Below are 19,534 nucleotides of genomic sequence, written 5' to 3'. Positions count from 1 at the left end.
TAGCTGGGCAGAAGCGTGAGTTGAGCTCGCGGACGATATTGAAAGGAGAAATCTATGGCTGACGAACAGACAGTGGATACGCAAAATCTAGACGCCGATCAGGCTGCCCAGGATTCGGGTGATGAACTGGCGGCTCGTGTTCAAGTGCTCGAAGAGCAATTGGCTGGCGCTCATGATCAGGCTTTGCGTGTAGCGGCTGATCTGCAGAACGTCCGCCGTCGCGCCGAGCAGGATGTAGAAAAGGCTCACAAGTTCGCACTGGAGAAATTCGCCGGTGACTTGTTGCCGATCATCGACAGCCTGGAGCGTGGTCTGGAGTTGTCCAGCCCGGATGACGAAAGCATTCGTCCAATGCGCGAAGGCATCGAGCTGACCCTGAAAATGTTCCAGGACACCCTGAAGCGTTATCAGCTGGAAGCGATCGATCCGCATGGCGAACCGTTCAACGCCGTTCAGCATCAGGCAATGGCCATGCAGGAAAGCGCCGACGTCGAGCCGAACAGCGTGCTCAAGGTGTTCCAGAAGGGCTATCAGCTCAACGGCCGCCTGCTGCGCCCGGCCATGGTCGTGGTCAGCAAGGCCCCGGCGCCGGTTTCGCCTTCGATTGACGAGCAGGCTTGAAATTAGCCGCAAGGCCCCCATTTAGAAGTCAAGCGTTTAAGTGCTACCGCAGTTAGCCACCACTGCTGCGGCAACCAAATCCAAAGTTTCGGGAGAGTGAACATGGGCAAAATTATCGGTATCGACCTGGGGACTACCAACTCCTGCGTCTCCGTGCTTGAAAACGGCGTAGCCAAAGTTATTGAAAACGCTGAAGGCACGCGTACCACGCCGTCGATCATCGCTTACGCCAACGACGGTGAAATCCTCGTTGGTCAATCGGCCAAGCGTCAGGCTGTGACCAATCCGCACAACACCCTGTATGCGGTGAAGCGTTTGATCGGTCGTAAGTTCGACGAAGAAGTCGTACAGAAAGACATCAAGATGGTCCCGTACAAAATCGCCAAGGCTGACAACGGTGATGCGTGGGTTGAAGTGAACGGCCAGAAAATGTCGCCGCCACAAATCTCGGCTGAAATTCTGAAGAAAATGAAGAAGACCGCCGAAGACTACCTCGGCGAGCCAGTGACCGAGGCGGTGATCACCGTTCCGGCCTACTTCAACGACAGCCAGCGTCAAGCCACCAAAGACGCCGGCCGCATCGCGGGCCTGGATGTAAAACGTATCATCAACGAACCAACCGCAGCCGCTCTGGCTTACGGTATGGACAAGGCGAAGGGCGATCACACCGTGATCGTTTACGACTTGGGCGGCGGTACTTTCGACGTTTCCGTGATCGAAATCGCTGAAGTCGATGGTGAGCACCAGTTCGAAGTACTGGCCACCAACGGTGACACGTTCCTGGGCGGTGAAGACTTTGACATTCGTCTGATCGACTACCTCGTTGACGAATTCAAGAAAGAAAGCGGCATGAACCTTAAAGGTGACCCGCTGGCCATGCAGCGCCTGAAAGAAGCCGCTGAAAAAGCCAAGATCGAACTGTCTTCGAGCAATTCGACCGATGTGAACCTGCCGTACATCACTGCGGATGCCACCGGTCCTAAGCACTTGAACGTGAAAATCTCCCGCGCCAAGCTCGAAGCGCTGGTAGAAGACCTGGTTCAACGCACCATCGAACCTTGCCGCATCGCTCTGAAAGACTCTGGCATCGACATTGGCGCCATCAACGACGTGATCCTGGTCGGCGGCCAGACCCGTATGCCACTGGTTCAGAAGCTGGTGACCGAGTTCTTCGGTAAAGAAGCACGTAAAGACGTGAACCCGGACGAAGCGGTTGCCATGGGTGCTGCTATCCAGGGCGCAGTATTGGCCGGTGACGTGAAAGACGTTCTGCTGCTGGACGTTAGCCCGCTGACTCTGGGCATCGAAACCATGGGCGGCGTGATGACTGCGCTGATCGAGAAAAACACCACGATTCCTACCAAGAAATCGCAAGTGTTCTCGACTGCCGACGACAACCAGGGCGCTGTGACTATTCACGTGCTGCAAGGTGAGCGTAAGCAAGCCGCTCAGAACAAGTCTTTGGGCAAGTTCGACCTGGCCGAGATTCCACCAGCACCACGTGGCGTGCCACAAATTGAAGTGACCTTCGACATCGACGCCAACGGCATTCTGCACGTAGGCGCCAAAGACAAGGCTACCGGCAAGACTCAGTCGATCGTGATCAAGGCCAACTCCGGTCTGTCCGAGGAAGAGATTCAGCAGATGATTCGCGATGCTGAAGCCAACGTCGACGCAGATCGCCAGTTCGAAGAGCTGGCAACCGCTCGCAACCAGGGCGATGCGCTGGTTCACTCGACTCGCAAAATGGTCGCAGACGCTGGCGATAAAGTGACTGCTGAAGAGAAGACTGCAATCGAAGCTGCTGTTGTTGCGCTGGAAGCCGCTGTCAAAGGCGACGACAAGGCTGCGATCGAAGCCAAGGTTGAAGAGCTGTCGAAAGTCTCCGCTCCAGTAGCGCAGAAGATGTACGCCGAGCAGGCTCAACCTGCTGAAGGTGCTGCACCGCAAGGCGAATCGGCTGAGAAGGCTGACGACGTCGTCGACGCTGAGTTCGAAGAAGTCAAAGACCACAAGTAAGTTGTTGGTCGGCCGGTTGACTGCCTTCAGGCAGTGACTGGTAGGATGTCGCCGCGCGGGGGCTTGCTCCCGCGTTGGCGTGTCTGGAGTTAGCGAATTTTTACAGCATGCGACAACGCTCGTGTGTTGGCGGTATGGCCGGGAATGCTCCTGCTTTTCGAGCCGAAAGTACCGCATCGAATCAAAGACCAGGATCGTTGAATTGACGTGAGTTGGGTCCGGGCCTGTATTGGGGCTCAACGAGTTTGGCAAGGCTCAGGAGAGGTTTGCCGAACGTCCTTAAGAGTGCAAAGACTTATGGCAAAGCGTGACTATTACGAAGTATTGGGTGTTGAGCGTGGCTCAAGCGAAGCAGACCTGAAAAAGGCCTACCGTCGCCTGGCGATGAAGCACCACCCGGACCGTAATCCCGATGACAAAGCGTCGGAAGATATGTTCAAGGAGGCCAACGAGGCCTACGAGGTACTGTCCGATTCCAGCAAGCGCGCGGCGTACGACCAGTACGGTCATGCCGGTGTCGACCCAAGCATGGGCGGCGGCGGTGCCGGGTTTGGCGGTCAGAACTTCTCCGACATCTTTGGTGATGTCTTCAGTGACTTCTTCGGCGGCGGTCGCGGCGGTTCTCGTGGCGGCGCTCAGCGCGGCAGCGACCTGCGTTACACCCTGGAACTGAATCTGGAAGAAGCGGTGCGCGGTACGACCGTGAATATCCGTGTTCCGACATTGGTCAACTGCAAGCCGTGCGACGGTTCGGGTGCCAAGAAAGGCTCCTCGCCGATCACTTGCCCAACGTGTGGCGGTATCGGTCAAGTCCGTATGCAGCAGGGCTTTTTCTCGGTACAGCAGACGTGCCCGCGCTGCCATGGTCAGGGCAAGATCATTTCCGATCCGTGCGACTCGTGCGACGGTCAAGGTCGTGTCGAAGAGTACAAGACCCTCTCGGTGAAAGTGCCGGCCGGTGTCGATACCGGTGACCGCATTCGTCTGTCCGGCGAAGGCGAGGCGGGTGCTCAGGGTGGTCCGACTGGCGACCTGTACGTGGTGATCAACGTGCGTGAGCACGCGATCTTCCAGCGCGACGGCAAGCACCTGTTCTGTGAAGTGCCAATCAGCTTTGTTGATGCTGCGCTGGGTGGCGAGCTGGAGATTCCGACCCTTGATGGTCGAGTCAAACTGAAAATCCCTGAAGGGACTCAGACCGGCAAGCAGTTCCGTGTTCGCGGCAAGGGCGTTGCGCCAGTGCGTGGCGGCGGTGCTGGTGACTTGATGTGCCGAGTGGCGGTCGAAACCCCTGTCAATCTGGGGCGTCGTCAGCGTGAACTGCTGGAAGAGTTCCGTAGCTCGCTGGCAGATGACAACAGCCATTCGCCTAAAACCACCGGTTGGTTCGAAGGCGTGAAGCGCTTCTTCGGCGATTTGTAAGGAGTCGGCATGCGACGTATAGCTGTGATGGGCGCTGCCGGGCGCATGGGCAAGATTCTGGTCGAGGCGGTGCAGCAGCGTGCGCCGCTGACCGGGCTGACGGCAGCCATCGTGCGCCCCGGTAGCACGCTGATTGGCGTGGATGCTGGTGAGCTGGCCTCGCTGGGGCGTATCGGTGTTCCACTGTCCGGCAATCTGGACGCGGTGGCTGATGAGTTCGACGTGCTGATCGATTTCACGCTCCCGGAAGTCATGCTGAAAAACCTGGCGTTCTGCCGTAAGGCGGGCAAGGCCATGGTGATCGGCACGACAGGGTTGGACGCTGCGCAGAAGCAGCTGCTGGCCGAGGCCGGCAAGGATATTCCGATCGTGTTCGCAGCCAATTTCAGTGTCGGTGTAAACCTGTCGCTGAAGCTGCTCGACATGGCTGCTCGTGTGCTGGGTGATGACGCGGATATCGAGATCATCGAGGCTCATCATCGGCACAAGATCGATGCACCTTCAGGTACTGCTCTGCGCATGGGTGAAGTCATCGCCAATGCGTTGGACCGTGATCTGCAAAAGGTCGCGGTCTATGGTCGTGAAGGTCACACCGGTGTGCGAGAGCGTGAAACGATCGGCTTCGCGACTGTCCGCGGTGGTGATGTGGTCGGCGATCATACGGTGCTGTTCGCCTGTGAGGGGGAGCGGCTGGAGATCACCCATAAAGCTTCCAGTCGCATGACCTTCGCCAAGGGCGCGGTACGTGCTGCGTTGTGGCTGGACGGTCGTGAGCCGGGTCTTTATGACATGCAAGACGTGCTCGACCTGCGTTAAGATGCACCCGAAACCGGGTTCCAACACAGTGTTTGGGCCCGGTTTTATTACGCCAAGCGACGTCCTGTCGCATTCCCCGGCCTTTAAGGCTCATTGGCGGTAGACCAAAAATGCCTTTTTCTGTAAGCTACAGCTTTAGTGTGTCCACTAAAAGCGCGCAGAATTATTCGGTGAAGAAGCGGGGTGACGTGTCCATACGTCACTCCGCTTTTTTACAACCTGCGATCGCCCTTTCAGGCTTTATTTACGGGAGGTCTTCTTGACTAAGCCAGCCATACTCGCCCTTGCTGATGGCAGCATTTTTCGCGGCGAAGCCATTGGAGCCGACGGTCAAACCGTTGGTGAGGTGGTGTTCAACACCGCCATGACCGGCTATCAGGAAATCCTTACCGATCCTTCCTACGCCCAACAGATTGTTACCCTGACTTACCCGCACATCGGCAACACCGGCACCACGCCGGAAGACGCCGAGTCCGACCGCGTCTGGTCCGCTGGTTTGGTCATCCGTGACCTGCCGCTGGTTGCGAGCAACTGGCGTAACACGATGTCTCTGTCCGACTACCTGAAAGCCAACAACGTTGTGGCAATCGCTGGTATCGACACTCGCCGCCTGACGCGCATCCTGCGTGAAAAAGGCGCGCAGAACGGCTGCATCATGGCCGGGGACAACATTTCCGAAGAAGCCGCCATCGCCGCTGCTCAGGGTTTTCCTGGCCTCAAAGGCATGGACCTGGCGAAAGTCGTCAGCACCAAAGAGAAGTACGAGTGGCGCTCGACTGTCTGGGATTTGAAAACCGACAGTCACGCGACCATCGAAGCCTCTGAGCTGCCGTACCACGTGGTTGCCTACGACTACGGCGTCAAGTTGAACATCCTGCGCATGCTGGTCGAGCGCGGTTGTCGCGTGACCGTGGTGCCGGCACAGATGCCAGCTGCTGAAGCGCTGGCGTTGAAGCCGGACGGCGTGTTCCTGTCCAACGGTCCTGGCGATCCGGAGCCTTGCGACTACGCGATCCAGGCGATCAAAGATGTGCTGGAAACCGAAATTCCGGTCTTCGGTATCTGCCTTGGTCACCAACTGCTGGCCCTGGCCTCCGGTGCCAAGACCCTGAAAATGGGTCACGGCCACCACGGTGCCAACCACCCGGTCCAGGATCTGGATACCGGTGTGGTGATGATCACCAGCCAGAACCACGGTTTTGCGGTAGACGATGCGACCCTGCCAGCCAACGTCCGCGCGATCCACAAATCGCTGTTCGACGGCACCCTGCAAGGTATCGAGCGTACCGACAAGAGCGCCTTCAGCTTCCAGGGTCACCCTGAAGCCAGCCCTGGCCCGAACGACGTAGCACCACTGTTTGATCGCTTCATCAACGAAATGGCCAAGCGACGCTGATCGCTCGCCTTGATGTAGCAAAGCTTGAGGGCGGTCCCGACACACGGTGGCCCCCTCAGGTCTTCAAAGATTGAACAAGACGGCTTGCCGACTGACCTGCGGATTTGAGTGACAAACCCATGCCAAAACGTACAGACATTAAAAGCATCCTGATTCTCGGCGCTGGCCCGATCGTGATCGGCCAGGCCTGCGAATTCGACTACTCCGGCGCCCAGGCCTGTAAAGCCCTGCGCGAGGAGGGTTACCGCGTCATCCTGGTGAACTCCAACCCAGCGACCATCATGACCGACCCGGACATGGCCGACGCCACCTATATCGAGCCGATCAAGTGGCAGACCGTTGCCAAGATCATCGAGAAAGAGCGTCCGGACGCGCTGCTGCCGACCATGGGTGGCCAGACCGCTCTGAACTGCGCACTGGATCTGGAGCGCGAAGGCGTTCTGGAGAAGTTCGGCGTAGAGATGATCGGCGCCAACGCTGACACCATCGACAAGGCTGAAGACCGTTCGCGCTTCGACAAGGCGATGAAATCCATCGGCCTGGACTGCCCGCGTTCGGGTATCGCCCACAGCATGGAAGAGGCCAACGTGGTCCTCGAGAAGCTTGGCTTCCCGTGCATCATCCGTCCGTCCTTCACCATGGGCGGCACCGGTGGCGGTATCGCTTACAACCGTGAAGAGTTCGAAGAAATCTGCGCCCGCGGTCTGGACTTGTCGCCGACCAAAGAGCTGCTGATCGACGAATCGCTGATCGGCTGGAAAGAGTACGAGATGGAGGTTGTCCGCGATAAGAAGGACAACTGCATCATCGTCTGCTCCATCGAAAACTTTGACCCGATGGGCGTGCACACCGGTGACTCGATCACTGTTGCTCCGGCACAAACCCTGACGGACAAGGAATACCAGATCATGCGTAACGCCTCGTTGGCGGTACTGCGTGAGATCGGCGTGGAAACCGGCGGCTCCAACGTTCAGTTTGGCATCTGCCCGGACACTGGCCGTATGGTCGTGATCGAGATGAACCCGCGTGTATCCCGCTCTTCGGCACTGGCTTCGAAAGCCACTGGTTTCCCGATTGCGCGTATCGCTGCCAAGCTGGCGATCGGCTACACCCTGGACGAACTGCAGAACGAAATCACCGGCGGTGCTACTCCGGCATCCTTCGAGCCGTCCATCGACTACGTCGTGACCAAGCTGCCACGCTTCGCCTTCGAGAAATTCCCGAAAGCCGACGCACGCCTGACCACTCAAATGAAGTCGGTGGGTGAAGTCATGGCCATCGGCCGGACTTTCCAGGAATCCCTGCAGAAAGCCCTGCGCGGTCTGGAAGTGGGCGTTTGCGGTCTGGACGAGAAGCTCGACCTGAGCAATCCGGAAAGCATGAGTATCCTCAAGCGCGAACTGACCGTGCCGGGTGCCGAGCGTATCTGGTACGTGGCTGACGCGTTCCGCGCCGGTCTGTCGGTCGAAGACATCTTCGGCATGAACATGATCGACCCGTGGTTCCTGGTGCAGATCGAAGATCTGATCAAGGAAGAAGAGAAGGTCAAGACCCTGGGTCTGGCCAGCATCGGCCGCGACGTGATGTTCCGCCTCAAGCGCAAAGGCTTCTCCGACATGCGTCTGGCCAAGCTGCTGGGCGTAACCGAGAAGGCTCTGCGTCGCCACCGTCACAAGCTTGAGATTTTCCCGGTCTACAAACGCGTTGACACCTGCGCGGCCGAGTTCGCCACCGACACCGCCTACATGTACTCGACTTACGAGGAAGAGTGCGAAGCCGCGCCATCGGGCCGCGACAAGATCATGATCCTCGGCGGCGGTCCTAACCGTATCGGCCAAGGTATCGAGTTCGACTACTGCTGCGTACACGCGGCACTGGCCCTGCGCGAAGACGGGTACGAGACCATCATGGTCAACTGCAACCCGGAAACCGTTTCCACTGACTACGACACCTCCGATCGCCTGTACTTCGAACCAGTGACCCTGGAAGACGTGCTGGAAATCGTCCGCGTCGAGAAGCCGAAAGGCGTGATCGTCCAGTACGGCGGCCAAACCCCGCTGAAACTGGCTCGTGCCCTGGAAGAAGCTGGCGTGCCGATCATCGGCACCAGCCCTGATGCCATCGACCGTGCAGAAGACCGTGAGCGCTTCCAGCAAATGGTCGAGCGCCTGAACCTGCGTCAGCCGCCAAACGCCACCGTGCGTAGCGAAGACGAAGCGATTCGTGCGGCCAGCAAGATCGGTTACCCGCTGGTGGTTCGTCCGTCCTACGTACTGGGCGGCCGTGCGATGGAAATCGTTTACGAAGAAGAAGAGCTCAAGCGCTACCTGCGTGATGCGGTGAAAGTGTCCAACGACAGCCCGGTGCTGCTCGACCACTTCCTCAACTGCGCCATCGAAATGGACGTGGATGCAGTCTGCGACGGTACCGACGTGGTAATCGGCGCGATCATGCAGCACATCGAACAGGCTGGCGTTCACTCCGGTGACTCCGCGTGCTCCCTGCCGCCGTACTCGCTGCCTGCACACATCCAGGACGAGATGCGCGAACAGGTCAAGAAAATGGCCCTGGAACTGGGCGTTGTCGGCCTGATGAACGTCCAGTTGGCGCTGCAAGGCGAAGACATCTACGTCATCGAAGTCAACCCGCGCGCTTCCCGTACCGTACCGTTCGTGTCGAAGTGCATCGGTGTTTCCCTGGCAATGATCGCGGCTCGCGTGATGGCCGGTAAAACCCTGAAGGAAATCGGTTTCACCAAAGAAATCATTCCGAACTTCTACAGTGTGAAAGAGGCGGTGTTCCCATTCGCCAAATTCCCTGGCGTGGACCCGATCCTGGGCCCAGAGATGAAGTCCACTGGTGAAGTGATGGGCGTGGGCGACACTTTCGGTGAAGCGTTTGCCAAAGCCCAAATGGGCGCCAGCGAAGTGCTGCCTACCGGCGGTACCGCATTCATCAGCGTGCGTGATGACGACAAACCACTGGTTGCAGGCGTGGCCCGTGATCTGATCAACTTGGGCTTCGAAGTGGTCGCCACTGCCGGTACTGCCAAGCTGATCGAAGCCGCAGGCCTGAAAGTGCGTCGTGTGAACAAGGTGACCGAGGGTCGTCCACACGTGGTCGACATGATCAAGAATGACGAAGTCACCCTGATCATCAACACCACCGAAGGTCGTCAATCGATCGCTGATTCGTACTCCATTCGTCGTAATGCCTTGCAGCACAAGATTTACTGCACCACTACCATTGCTGCTGGCGAAGCTATCTGCGAAGCGCTGAAGTTCGGTCCCGAGAAGACCGTGCGCCGCTTGCAGGATCTACACGCAGGATTGAAGGCATGATCAAATACCCAATGACCGTCAAGGGCGCTAAAGCCCTGGAAGAAGAACACGCTCACCTGACCAAGGTCGTCCGTCCGAAGCTCAGTCAGGACATCGGTACGGCCCGTGAGTTGGGAGACTTGAAAGAAAACGCTGAATACCACGCTGCTCGCGAGCAGCAAGGTATGGTCGAGGCGCGGATCCGCGACATCGAAGGCCGCATGCAAAACGCGGTGATCATTGATGTCACGACCATTCCTCACACCGGCAAAGTGATCTTCGGCACCACCGTTGAAATCGCCAACGTCGAGACAGATGAAAGCGTCACTTACCACATCGTTGGTGAGGATGAGGCTGACTTCAAGCTCGGCAAGATTTCGGTCGGCTCGCCATTGGCCCGCGCCTTGATTGCCAAGGAAGAGGGTGATGTGGTTGCCGTGAAAACGCCTGGCGGCGTTATCGAGTATGAGATTGTCGAAGTTCGCCACATCTAAGCGCAGGCGCCCGCTACGTGCGGGCGCCATGCTTTGGCAATTGACTCAGATGTTGTGGGTTGGTGGTCTGTGGCTGTTGCACATCGGTCTGCTGCCGGTGCTGGGCAAAATTGGCCTGGCACCGCTGCTGATCGACGAAATCGCAGGCATGCTTGATGCGCTGATGGTGGGGTTCGCCGCAGCGTGTGTGATTTTTCAGGCTTTGGTGCTGGTTCAGGCCGAGGGCCTTGCCAGTCTATGGCGCGATATTCGCGGTCAACTGCTGATGACGGCGCTGTATGCGTGTGCGATGTATGTCGCGGTGCGTATCGGCTGGCCGGATGCCGTGCGTTGGCAGGTGTTCAGCTATCTTGTTCTGGGCTTTTCCGGGCTGGTGCTGGTGTTGCAACCGGTGCCTGGGTGGAGTGGCAGGGTGCGCGAAGCACACCCTTGACCCTTGTCATCACTTGAAGCGATGGACGTTCGACAGCTGCTTGTTGACGCTGAAGTTCTTGCGGTAAATCAATGCCATCTTGCCGATGACCTGAACCAGGTCCGCTTTGCCGACCTTGCACAGTTCTGCAATGTTCGCCAGGCGCGACTCGCGATCGAGGATGTTGAGCTTGATTTTAATCAGCTCGTGATCCGCCAAAGCGCGTTCAAGTTCGGCTAACACACCTTCAGTCAAACCGTTGTCAGCCACAGTCAAAACTGGTTTCAGATGGTGGCCAATGGATTTGTACTGTTTCTTCTGCTCTTGAGTGAGCGGCATAATCTGACCCTTTAGTCTGGATTCTGTAAAATGGCGGCCATTTTACCCGAGGGTTCGTGGATCCGCCCAATTAATCACGACCCTTATCATCGAGGTGCCCAATGGCGCGTTCCAAGACAAGCCTTGGTTGGCTGAAAAGACATGTCAATGATCCATATGTGAAGCAGGCGCAGAAGGATGGTTACCGCTCGCGTGCGAGTTACAAGCTTCTGGAGGTCCAGGAGAAATACAAGCTGATCCGTCCGGGTATGAGCGTTGTCGACCTGGGTGCGGCGCCCGGCGGCTGGTCGCAGGTCACTAGTCGGCTGATCGGTGGTCAGGGGCGTCTGATCGCCTCGGACATCCTGGAAATGGACAGCATTCCGGACGTGACTTTCATCCAGGGTGACTTCACCCAGGACGAAGTGCTCGCTCAGATCCTTGAAGCCGTGGGTAATTCGCAGGTGGACCTTGTGATTTCCGATATGGCCCCCAATATGAGTGGTACGCCTGAGGTGGACATGCCAAAAGCCATGTTTCTATGTGAGCTGGCTCTTGATCTGGCGGCTCGGATACTCAAGCCGGGTGGTAATTTCGTGATCAAGGTGTTTCAGGGCGAAGGGTTTGATGCTTACGTGAAGGACGCTCGTCAGAAATTCGACAAGGTCCAGATGATCAAGCCGGACTCTTCCCGTGGCAGTTCTCGCGAGCAATACATGCTGGCTTGGGGCTACCGCGGCCGTAGTGAGTAAATCGAGGTTTTTTTGCGGGTCGATAGGTTTTTCGTATTTCGCCCCGTGAGCATTAGCGAATATTGTGTAGAAAGTGTTTCACAAAGGGTTACAGACGGCGCCTGCCAGAGCCGTAGGTAATGTAGTAAGTTAGGCCGGTGAATATCATGCGAAGCGCGCGCCATTAGCGGAGCTTGCTTCAGAGGGTAGTTAATTGAACGATATGGCAAAGAATCTGATCCTGTGGTTGATCATCGCGGCTGTCCTGGTGACAGTGATGAACAACTTCTCCAGCCCTAACGAGCCGCAGACCCTCAACTATTCCGACTTCATCCAGCAGGTCAAGGATGGAAAGGTCGAGCGCGTAGCGGTTGACGGCTACGTGATTACCGGCAAACGCAACGATGGCGACAGCTTCAAGACCATTCGTCCGGCAATCCAGGACAACGGTCTGATCGGCGACCTCGTGGACAACCATGTCGTAGTTGAAGGCAAGCAGCCTGAACAGCAAAGCATCTGGACTCAGCTCCTGGTTGCAAGCTTCCCGATCCTGGTGATCATCGCCGTGTTCATGTTCTTCATGCGGCAGATGCAGGGCGGCGCTGGTGGCAAGGGCGGGCCAATGAGCTTCGGCAAGAGCAAGGCGCGCCTGCTCTCCGAGGATCAGGTGAAAACCACCTTGGGTGACGTTGCCGGTTGTGACGAAGCCAAGGAGGAGGTCGGCGAGTTGGTCGAGTTCCTGCGTGATCCGGGCAAGTTCCAGCGTCTGGGCGGCCGTATTCCACGCGGCGTGCTGATGGTGGGGCCTCCAGGTACCGGTAAAACATTGCTGGCCAAAGCGATTGCCGGCGAAGCAAAAGTACCGTTCTTCACCATTTCCGGTTCCGATTTTGTCGAAATGTTCGTCGGTGTCGGTGCCAGCCGTGTTCGTGACATGTTCGAGCAGGCCAAGAAGCACGCGCCATGCATCATCTTCATCGATGAAATCGACGCCGTCGGTCGCCACCGTGGTGCCGGTATGGGCGGCGGTCATGACGAGCGCGAGCAAACTCTCAACCAGTTGCTGGTAGAGATGGACGGCTTCGAAATGAACGACGGCATCATCGTCATCGCTGCAACCAACCGTCCGGACGTACTGGACCCTGCGTTGCTGCGTCCGGGCCGTTTCGACCGTCAGGTTGTCGTCGGTCTGCCGGATATCCGTGGTCGCGAGCAGATTCTCAAGGTTCACATGCGAAAAGTGCCAATGGGTGACGACGTCGCTCCGGCTGTGATCGCTCGTGGTACCCCTGGTTTCTCCGGTGCCGACCTGGCTAACCTGGTGAACGAAGCGTCGTTGTTCGCGGCCCGTGCCGGCAAGCGCATCGTCGAAATGAAAGAGTTCGAATTGGCCAAAGACAAGATCATGATGGGCGCCGAGCGCAAATCCATGGTCATGTCCGAGAAAGAGAAGCAGAACACCGCTTACCACGAAGCAGGGCACGCTATTGTCGGGCGCGTCGTACCTGAGCATGATCCGGTCTACAAGGTGTCGATCATTCCGCGCGGTCGTGCGCTGGGTGTGACCATGTTCCTGCCGGAAGAAGATCGCTACAGCCTGTCCAAGCGTGCATTGATCAGTCAGATCTGCTCGTTGTACGGCGGCCGTATTGCTGAAGAAATGACCTTGGGCTTCGACGGCGTCACCACCGGTGCGTCAAACGACATCATGCGTGCCAGCCAGATCGCACGGAACATGGTAACCAAGTGGGGCTTGTCGGAAAAACTCGGTCCGTTGATGTACGCAGAAGAAGAGGGCGAAGTGTTCCTCGGTCGCGGCGGCGGTGGTCAGGGTGCAAGCTTCTCCGGCGAGACAGCCAAGTTGATCGACTCCGAAGTGCGCAGCATCATTGACCAGTGCTACGGCACGGCCAAGCAGATCCTCACCGATAACCGTGACAAGCTCGACGCCATGGCTGATGCCTTGATGAAGTACGAAACGATCGACGCTGATCAGATCGACGACATCATGGCAGGTCGTACGCCTCGTGAACCTCGCGACTGGTCAGGCGGCACCGGTACCTCCGGAACTCCTCCGGTGGCACAGGATCCGCGTCCGGAAACACCGATCGGCGGTCCGGCTGCTGACGTTTAAGGTTTGAAATGACTTCTGTTCAGTCCTCGACCCGGTTGCCTTGCGGCAATCGGGTTCTTGATTTAGCCCTGACGCACGTCATGGGTATTCTCAATGTCACTCCCGATTCCTTCTCTGATGGCGGCCAATATAGCCAGCTCGATGCGGCCTTGCGCCACGCTGAGGCTATGGTGTCGGCCGGCGCGACGTTGATCGATGTCGGTGGCGAATCGACCCGGCCGGGTGCCAGGGTGGTTTCACCGCTGGAAGAGCTTGAGCGCGTAGCTCCGGTCGTCGAGCGAATACACCGCGAGCTGGATGTAATTATCTCGGTCGACACTTCCACGCCAGCTGTAATGCGCGAAGCCGCACGACTTGGTGCGGGGTTGATCAATGACGTGCGTTCGTTGCGGCGCGATGGTGCTCTGGATGCGGCCGCAGCCACTGGTCTGCCGGTCTGTCTGATGCATATGCTCGGTGAGCCGGGCGACATGCAGGACAATCCGCAGTATCGGGACGTCACGAAAGAGGTGGGCGAGTTTCTCGCCGAGCGCATGGCTCAGTGTGCGTCGGTAGGCATTACAGCGGACCGGATCATCCTTGATCCGGGCTTTGGCTTCGCAAAAACCTTGCAGCACAATCTAAGCTTGTTCAAACATATGGAGGCCCTGCATGCCTTGGGGCGGCCCCTGTTGGTCGGGGTTTCGCGAAAGAGCATGATAGGTCAGGCATTGAATCGTCCGGTTGGTGAGCGTCTGTATGGTGGTCTGGCGCTTGCAGCGCTGGCTTCGGTCAAGGGCGCGCGTATATTGCGCGTCCATGATGTGGCCGAAACCGTCGATGTGGTGCGGATGATCGCAGCAGTGGAATCAGCCGAATAAGAATGATGGAGTACTTATGACTAAGAAATACTTTGGCACCGACGGCATTCGTGGTCGGGTCGGCGAATATCCGATTACTCCTGACTTCATGCTCAAGCTCGGTTGGGCTGCTGGTATGGCGTTCCGCAAAATGGGCGCCTGCAAGGTATTGGTGGGCAAGGACACTCGGATCTCCGGCTATATGTTCGAATCGGCGCTGGAGGCCGGACTTACGTCGGCAGGTGCCGATGTCATGCTCCTGGGCCCTATGCCGACACCGGCCATCGCCTACCTGACTCGTACCTTCCAGGCCGAAGCGGGCATCGTGATCAGTGCCTCGCACAACCCTCACGATGACAATGGCATCAAGTTTTTCTCCGGGAAGGGCACCAAGCTTCCTGATGAGGTCGAGCATATGATCGAAGAATTGCTCGACACCCCGATGACTGTGGTTGAGTCGAGCAGGATCGGAAAGGTATCGCGCATCAACGATGCTTCAGGCCGCTATATCGAATTCTGCAAAAGCAGCGTCCCGACCGGCACCAGCTTCGCGGGCCTGAAAATCGTGATCGACTGCGCTCACGGTGCGACCTACAAGGTGGCACCTAGCGTATTCCGTGAGCTGGGAGCCGATGTCGTTGTGCTTTCTGCTCATCCTAACGGCCTGAACATCAATGAAAATTGCGGCTCGACCCATATGGAGCCGCTGCAAGCTGCCGTATTGGCCGAGCATGCTGATTTGGGTATCGCCTTTGATGGTGATGGTGATCGGGTTCAGATGGTTGATCATACCGGTGCTGTCGTCGACGGTGATGAGTTGCTGTTTATCATTGCTCGCGACCTGCATGAGCAGGGTAAGTTGCAGGGCGGTGTGGTCGGTACGCTGATGAGTAACCTGGGGTTGGAATTGGCCCTGGCGGATCTGGCAATTCCTTTTGTGCGGGCTAATGTTGGCGACCGTTACGTAATCTCCGAGTTGCTGGAGCGCAATTGGCAGGTGGGTGGTGAAAATTCGGGGCACATTGTCTGCTTCGACCACACCACCACCGGTGACGCGATCATTGCCGCATTGCAGGTATTGATGGCGCTGAAGACCCGCTCCGAGGGGCTGGCGCAATCGCGTCAGGCGCTACGCAAGTGCCCTCAGGTGCTGATCAATGTGCGATTCGGCGGTGGTGCGAGCCCTCTTGATCATCCGTCCGTCAAGGAGGCAAGCGAGCGTGTTACCAAGGCTATGGCTGGTCGTGGGCGTGTGCTGTTGCGCAAGTCCGGGACGGAGCCGCTGGTGCGGGTCATGGTCGAAGGCGAGGACGAAACACAGGTTCGCGGCTACGCCGAAGAGCTGGCAAATCTGGTTACTGAAGTTTCTGCCTGATTTTGGCTTGCCAGCCATGATTGTGTTGGGTAACATCTGCGCCCACTTTGACCGACGAGGTACAGCATGCGTCGCCCTATGGTAGCTGGTAACTGGAAGATGCACGGTACCCGCGCCAGCGTCGCTGAGCTGATCAATGGCCTTCGTCATCTGGCCTTGCCGAGCGATGTTGATGTAGCGGTATTCCCGCCTTGCTTGTATATCAATCAAGTGATTGATGGCCTGGAAGGAAAGTCGATTTCGGTCGGCGCGCAGAACTCTGCGGTGGAATCCATGCAAGGTGCATTGACTGGTGAGATTGCGCCGAGTCAGTTGGTGGATGCAGGTTGTTCCTTGGTGCTTGTCGGGCACTCCGAGCGCCGCCAGATAATGGGCGAGCAGGACGGAATGCTGATTCGCAAGTTCGCAGCGGCACAGGCATGTGGCTTGATTCCAGTGTTGTGCATAGGGGAAACCCTTGAAGAGCGCGAAGCTGGAAAAACTCTTGAGGTTGTCGGGCGTCAGCTAGGCAGTATCATAGAGGAGCTGGGTGTTGGTGCCTTTGCAAAGGCGGTAATTGCTTACGAGCCGGTCTGGGCCATTGGTACCGGGCTGACTGCTTCGCCGCAACAGGCGCAGGATGTGCATGCAGCCATTCGCGCTCAGTTGGCGGCAGAGAATTCTGAGGTCGCACAAGGTGTGCGGCTTCTATACGGCGGCAGCGTGAAGGCGGCCAATGCGGTCGAACTGTTCGGCATGCCGGATATCGATGGGGGGCTCATTGGTGGGGCTTCCCTGAATGCAGATGAGTTCGGTGCGATTTGTCGCGCCGCGGGAAACTGAAAAAATGCTGGAAACAGTCGTAGTCGTTTTTCATCTGCTGGGTGCATTGGGCGTAGTTGCTCTGGTTTTGCTGCAGCAGGGTAAAGGTGCGGATGCTGGCGCGTCTTTCGGAGCAGGTGCTTCAAATACTGTGTTCGGAAGCCAAGGTTCCTCTACCTTTCTTAGTAAGTTTACTGCTATACTTGCCGCCGGTTTCTTCATAACCAGCTTGGGGTTAGGTTACTTTGCTAAAGAGAAGGCTCACCAGCTGACTCAAGTAGGCTTGCCAAATCCAGCAGTGTTGGAAGTTCCAAAGCAACAACCGGCTTCTGATGATGTACCGGTGCTTCAAGAGCAAAAGTCGGCTACTCCAGCGACTGACGTGCCTCCAGCTCAAGAGCAAAAGTAAGAAGGGTTTCAAACGTAGTATTGCCGAGGTGGTGGAATTGGTAGACACGCAACCTTGAGGTGGTTGTGCCCATAGGGTGTAGGGGTTCGAGTCCCCTTCTCGGTACCAATTATCAGGAGAGCCCGCTGTTGCGGGCTTTCTTGTAGGTGGAAGGTTACATTGACCCTGTCAGGGATCGGTCGTATACTTCCGCCCCAGCTTTGTCGCGGGGTGGAGCAGTCTGGTAGCTCGTCGGGCTCATAACCCGAAGGTCGTCGGTTCAAATCCGGCCCCCGCAACCAGTTTAAGGAGCCCCTTTTAAGGGGCTTTTTGTTAGCTGGACACTTCAACGCCGCTGTTCGACGGCGTTTCAAGGATGGGCGTTTCGCCCATTTTTTTATTTTGCACAGCATGCACATACATGCACGAGGGGGTTCAGGTGTCGAGCAAGCTAGAAGAGTTGCAGGCCTTGCTGGCCCCGGTGGTCGTGGCCCTAGGCTATGAATGCTGGGGTATTGAGTTTTCGGCTCAAGGTCGCCACTCAATGTTGCGCGTTTATATCGATAAAGAGGGCGGCGTGCTGGTGGACGATTGTGCCATTGTCAGCCGTCAGATCAGCGGTGTTCTGGATGTTGAAGATCCAATCGCCGTTGAATACACCCTTGAAGTTTCCTCGCCAGGCATGGAACGCCCGCTGTTCACTATTGAGCAGTTTGCAAAATTTGCCGGTGAACAAGTGAAGATCAAGCTGCGCTCGCCTTTTGAAGGCCGACGCAACTTTCAGGGCCTTCTGCGCGGTGTAGAAGAGCAGGACGTCGTGGTTCAGGTAGAAGACCATGAGTTCCTGTTGCCGATCGATATGATCGACAAGGCCAACATTATTCCCAGTTTTGACTGAGACGCGGATCCCGCGGATCCAATGGCTTGCGAAAGGCGAGGCGTACGATGAGCAAAGAAGTACTGCTGGTTGTTGAGTCGGTATCCAATGAAAAGGGCGTACCGGCAAACGTAATTTTTGAAGCGCTGGAGCTGGCTCTGGCCACTGCTACCAAAAAGCGTTTCGAGGACGAAGTCGATCTGCGTGTGGAAATCAATCGCCACACCGGTGCTTACGAGACATTCCGTCGCTGGACGGTCGTCGAAGAAGCAGACCTGGACGATCCGGCCATCGAAACCTGGCCGAGCAAGGTTGCAGAAACGCATCCTGGTGCTCAGGTTGGCGATGTAGTCGAAGATAAGATCGAATCCATCGAGTTCGGCCGCATCGCTGCACAGACTGCCAAGCAAGTCATCGTGCAGAAAGTTCGCGAAGCCGAGCGCGCTCAAGTCGTTGATGCCTATCGCGAGCGCCTGGGGGAAATCATCTCCGGCACCGTGAAGAAAGTGACCCGCGACAACGTGATCGTCGACCTGGGCAACAACGCTGAAGCGTTGCTGGCTCGCGAAGACATCATTTCTCGCGAAACCTTCCGGGTTGGCGTGCGTCTGCGTGCGCTGCTCAAGGAAATCCGCACCGAGAACCGCGGCCCGCAGCTGATCCTGTCGCGTACCGCGCCGGAAATGCTGATCGAGTTGTTCCGCATCGAAGTGCCGGAAATCGCTGAAGGCCTGATCGAAGTAATGGCTGCGTCCCGTGATCCGGGTTCGCGCGCCAAGATCGCGGTCCGCTCCAAGGACAAACGCATCGACCCGCAAGGCGCTTGCATCGGTATGCGCGGTTCGCGCGTCCAGGCAGTGTCGGGTGAGTTGGGCGGTGAGCGTGTGGACATCGTCCTGTGGGACGATAACCCGGCTCAGTTCGTGATCAATGCAATGTCGCCGGCTGAAGTGGCGGCAATTATCGTTGACGAAGATGCCCATGCAATGGACATCGCCGTTGGCGCAGACAATCTGGCTCAGGCCATTGGTCGGGGTGGTCAGAACGTGCGTCTGGCTAGCCAGTTGACTGGCTGGACCCTGAACGTGATGACCGAATCGGACATCCAGGCTAAGCAGCAAGCAGAAACCGGCGACATCCTGCGCAACTTCATCGACGAGCTGGAAGTCGACGAAGACCTGGCACAGGTGCTGGTAGATGAAGGCTTTACCAGCCTGGAAGAGATTGCCTACGTACCGTTGGAAGAAATGCTCAACATCGACGGCTTTGACGAAGAAACCGTCAACGAGCTTCGCGCTCGCGCCAAGGATCGTTTGTTGACCAAAGCCATCGCTACTGAGGAAAAGCTGGCAGACGCCCATCCGGCCGAAGACCTGCTCTCGCTTGAGGGTATGGACAAGGATTTGGCGATGGAACTGGCGGTGCGCGGCGTAATTACCCGCGAAGACCTGGCCGAGCAGTCTATTGACGACCTGCTCGACATCGACGGCATTGACGATGATCGTGCCGGCAAGTTGATCATGGCCGCCCGAGCCCACTGGTTCGAGTAATTAGGCGCGGCCTGAGGAGAG

Annotated in this window: 17 protein-coding genes and 2 tRNA genes; 18 read left to right on the top strand and 1 reads right to left on the bottom strand. The window is 57.3% G+C overall.

Going from position 1 to position 19,534, the window contains the following annotated elements:
- The first annotated feature begins 54 nt into the window (after window positions 1-54).
- The 8 genes from grpE (at window position 55) to ACSQ87_RS27800 (ending at window position 10,521) form a co-directional block, all read left to right on the top strand.
- Window positions 55-621 (top strand): nucleotide exchange factor GrpE, encoded by a 567-nt coding sequence (gene grpE / locus ACSQ87_RS27835; RefSeq protein ID WP_033058135.1) that lies wholly within the window; start codon window positions 55-57, stop codon window positions 619-621.
- A 102-nt stretch (window positions 622-723) separates the two neighbouring features.
- On the top strand, window positions 724-2,640 hold the full coding sequence (dnaK, locus tag ACSQ87_RS27830; protein WP_008149038.1) for a molecular chaperone DnaK: 1,917 nt from the start codon (window positions 724-726) through the stop codon (window positions 2,638-2,640).
- 297 nt (window positions 2,641-2,937) lie between these two features.
- Window positions 2,938-4,062 (top strand): molecular chaperone DnaJ, encoded by a 1,125-nt coding sequence (gene dnaJ, locus ACSQ87_RS27825; protein ID WP_008149037.1) that lies wholly within the window; start codon window positions 2,938-2,940, stop codon window positions 4,060-4,062.
- 9 nt (window positions 4,063-4,071) lie between these two features.
- Window positions 4,072-4,878, top strand: coding sequence for a 4-hydroxy-tetrahydrodipicolinate reductase (gene dapB / locus ACSQ87_RS27820; protein ID WP_046045783.1), 807 nt, complete (start codon window positions 4,072-4,074; stop codon window positions 4,876-4,878).
- A 259-nt stretch (window positions 4,879-5,137) separates the two neighbouring features.
- The gene (gene carA, locus ACSQ87_RS27815; RefSeq protein ID WP_223432308.1) at window positions 5,138-6,274 is read left to right on the top strand and encodes a glutamine-hydrolyzing carbamoyl-phosphate synthase small subunit; all 1,137 of its coding nucleotides are present in this window, start codon (window positions 5,138-5,140) and stop codon (window positions 6,272-6,274) included.
- Between the two features lie 119 nt (window positions 6,275-6,393).
- Complete coding sequence (gene carB / locus ACSQ87_RS27810; protein ID WP_223432307.1) at window positions 6,394-9,615, top strand: carbamoyl-phosphate synthase large subunit; 3,222 nt, start codon at window positions 6,394-6,396, stop codon at window positions 9,613-9,615.
- Window positions 9,612-10,088 (top strand): transcription elongation factor GreA, encoded by a 477-nt coding sequence (gene greA / locus ACSQ87_RS27805; protein WP_046045786.1) that lies wholly within the window; start codon window positions 9,612-9,614, stop codon window positions 10,086-10,088. Before carB ends, greA begins: the two co-directional genes overlap by 4 nt.
- 28 nt (window positions 10,089-10,116) lie before the next feature.
- Entirely contained in the window at window positions 10,117-10,521 is a 405-nt protein-coding gene (locus ACSQ87_RS27800; RefSeq protein WP_150658736.1) for an MFS transporter, read from the top strand.
- Window positions 10,522-10,530: 9 nt separating this feature from the next.
- Here ACSQ87_RS27800 and ACSQ87_RS27795 read toward each other — a convergent pair whose 3' ends face one another.
- Window positions 10,531-10,839: a YhbY family RNA-binding protein gene (locus tag ACSQ87_RS27795; protein WP_008005472.1), complete on the bottom strand. Its 309-nt coding sequence runs from the start codon at window positions 10,837-10,839 to the stop codon at window positions 10,531-10,533.
- 101 nt (window positions 10,840-10,940) lie between these two features.
- Between ACSQ87_RS27795 and rlmE the strand changes: the two genes are divergently transcribed.
- The 10 genes from rlmE (at window position 10,941) to nusA (ending at window position 19,513) form a co-directional block, all read left to right on the top strand.
- Window positions 10,941-11,570, top strand: coding sequence for a 23S rRNA (uridine(2552)-2'-O)-methyltransferase RlmE (rlmE, locus tag ACSQ87_RS27790; RefSeq protein WP_007900501.1), 630 nt, complete (start codon window positions 10,941-10,943; stop codon window positions 11,568-11,570).
- 202 nt (window positions 11,571-11,772) lie between these two features.
- The gene (ftsH, locus tag ACSQ87_RS27785; protein WP_033053619.1) at window positions 11,773-13,683 is read left to right on the top strand and encodes an ATP-dependent zinc metalloprotease FtsH; all 1,911 of its coding nucleotides are present in this window, start codon (window positions 11,773-11,775) and stop codon (window positions 13,681-13,683) included.
- Between the two features lie 8 nt (window positions 13,684-13,691).
- Window positions 13,692-14,543, top strand: coding sequence for a dihydropteroate synthase (gene folP / locus ACSQ87_RS27780; protein ID WP_436274812.1), 852 nt, complete (start codon window positions 13,692-13,694; stop codon window positions 14,541-14,543).
- A gap of 16 nt (window positions 14,544-14,559) precedes the next feature.
- Window positions 14,560-15,897, top strand: a complete 1,338-nt coding sequence (glmM, locus tag ACSQ87_RS27775) for a phosphoglucosamine mutase (RefSeq protein ID WP_223432304.1) — start codon at window positions 14,560-14,562, stop codon at window positions 15,895-15,897.
- A gap of 66 nt (window positions 15,898-15,963) precedes the next feature.
- The gene (tpiA, locus tag ACSQ87_RS27770; protein WP_436274811.1) at window positions 15,964-16,719 is read left to right on the top strand and encodes a triose-phosphate isomerase; all 756 of its coding nucleotides are present in this window, start codon (window positions 15,964-15,966) and stop codon (window positions 16,717-16,719) included.
- 4 nt (window positions 16,720-16,723) lie between these two features.
- Window positions 16,724-17,107, top strand: coding sequence for a preprotein translocase subunit SecG (gene secG / locus ACSQ87_RS27765; RefSeq protein WP_017336473.1), 384 nt, complete (start codon window positions 16,724-16,726; stop codon window positions 17,105-17,107).
- Between the two features lie 22 nt (window positions 17,108-17,129).
- Window positions 17,130-17,215 (top strand) — tRNA-Leu (locus tag ACSQ87_RS27760).
- A gap of 96 nt (window positions 17,216-17,311) precedes the next feature.
- Window positions 17,312-17,388: transfer RNA gene (locus tag ACSQ87_RS27755), tRNA-Met, on the top strand.
- A gap of 137 nt (window positions 17,389-17,525) precedes the next feature.
- Entirely contained in the window at window positions 17,526-17,984 is a 459-nt protein-coding gene (rimP, locus tag ACSQ87_RS27750; RefSeq protein WP_010463487.1) for a ribosome maturation factor RimP, read from the top strand.
- Window positions 17,985-18,031: 47 nt separating this feature from the next.
- On the top strand, window positions 18,032-19,513 hold the full coding sequence (nusA, locus tag ACSQ87_RS27745) for a transcription termination factor NusA (protein ID WP_095129499.1): 1,482 nt from the start codon (window positions 18,032-18,034) through the stop codon (window positions 19,511-19,513).
- Window positions 19,514-19,534: the final 21 nt, after the last annotated feature.

Origin of the sequence: Pseudomonas sp. LjRoot277 (assembly GCF_964253845.1) — a bacterium.
Taxonomy (GTDB): domain Bacteria; phylum Pseudomonadota; class Gammaproteobacteria; order Pseudomonadales; family Pseudomonadaceae; genus Aquipseudomonas.
This window is presented reverse-complemented; position numbering and strand designations above follow the sequence as displayed.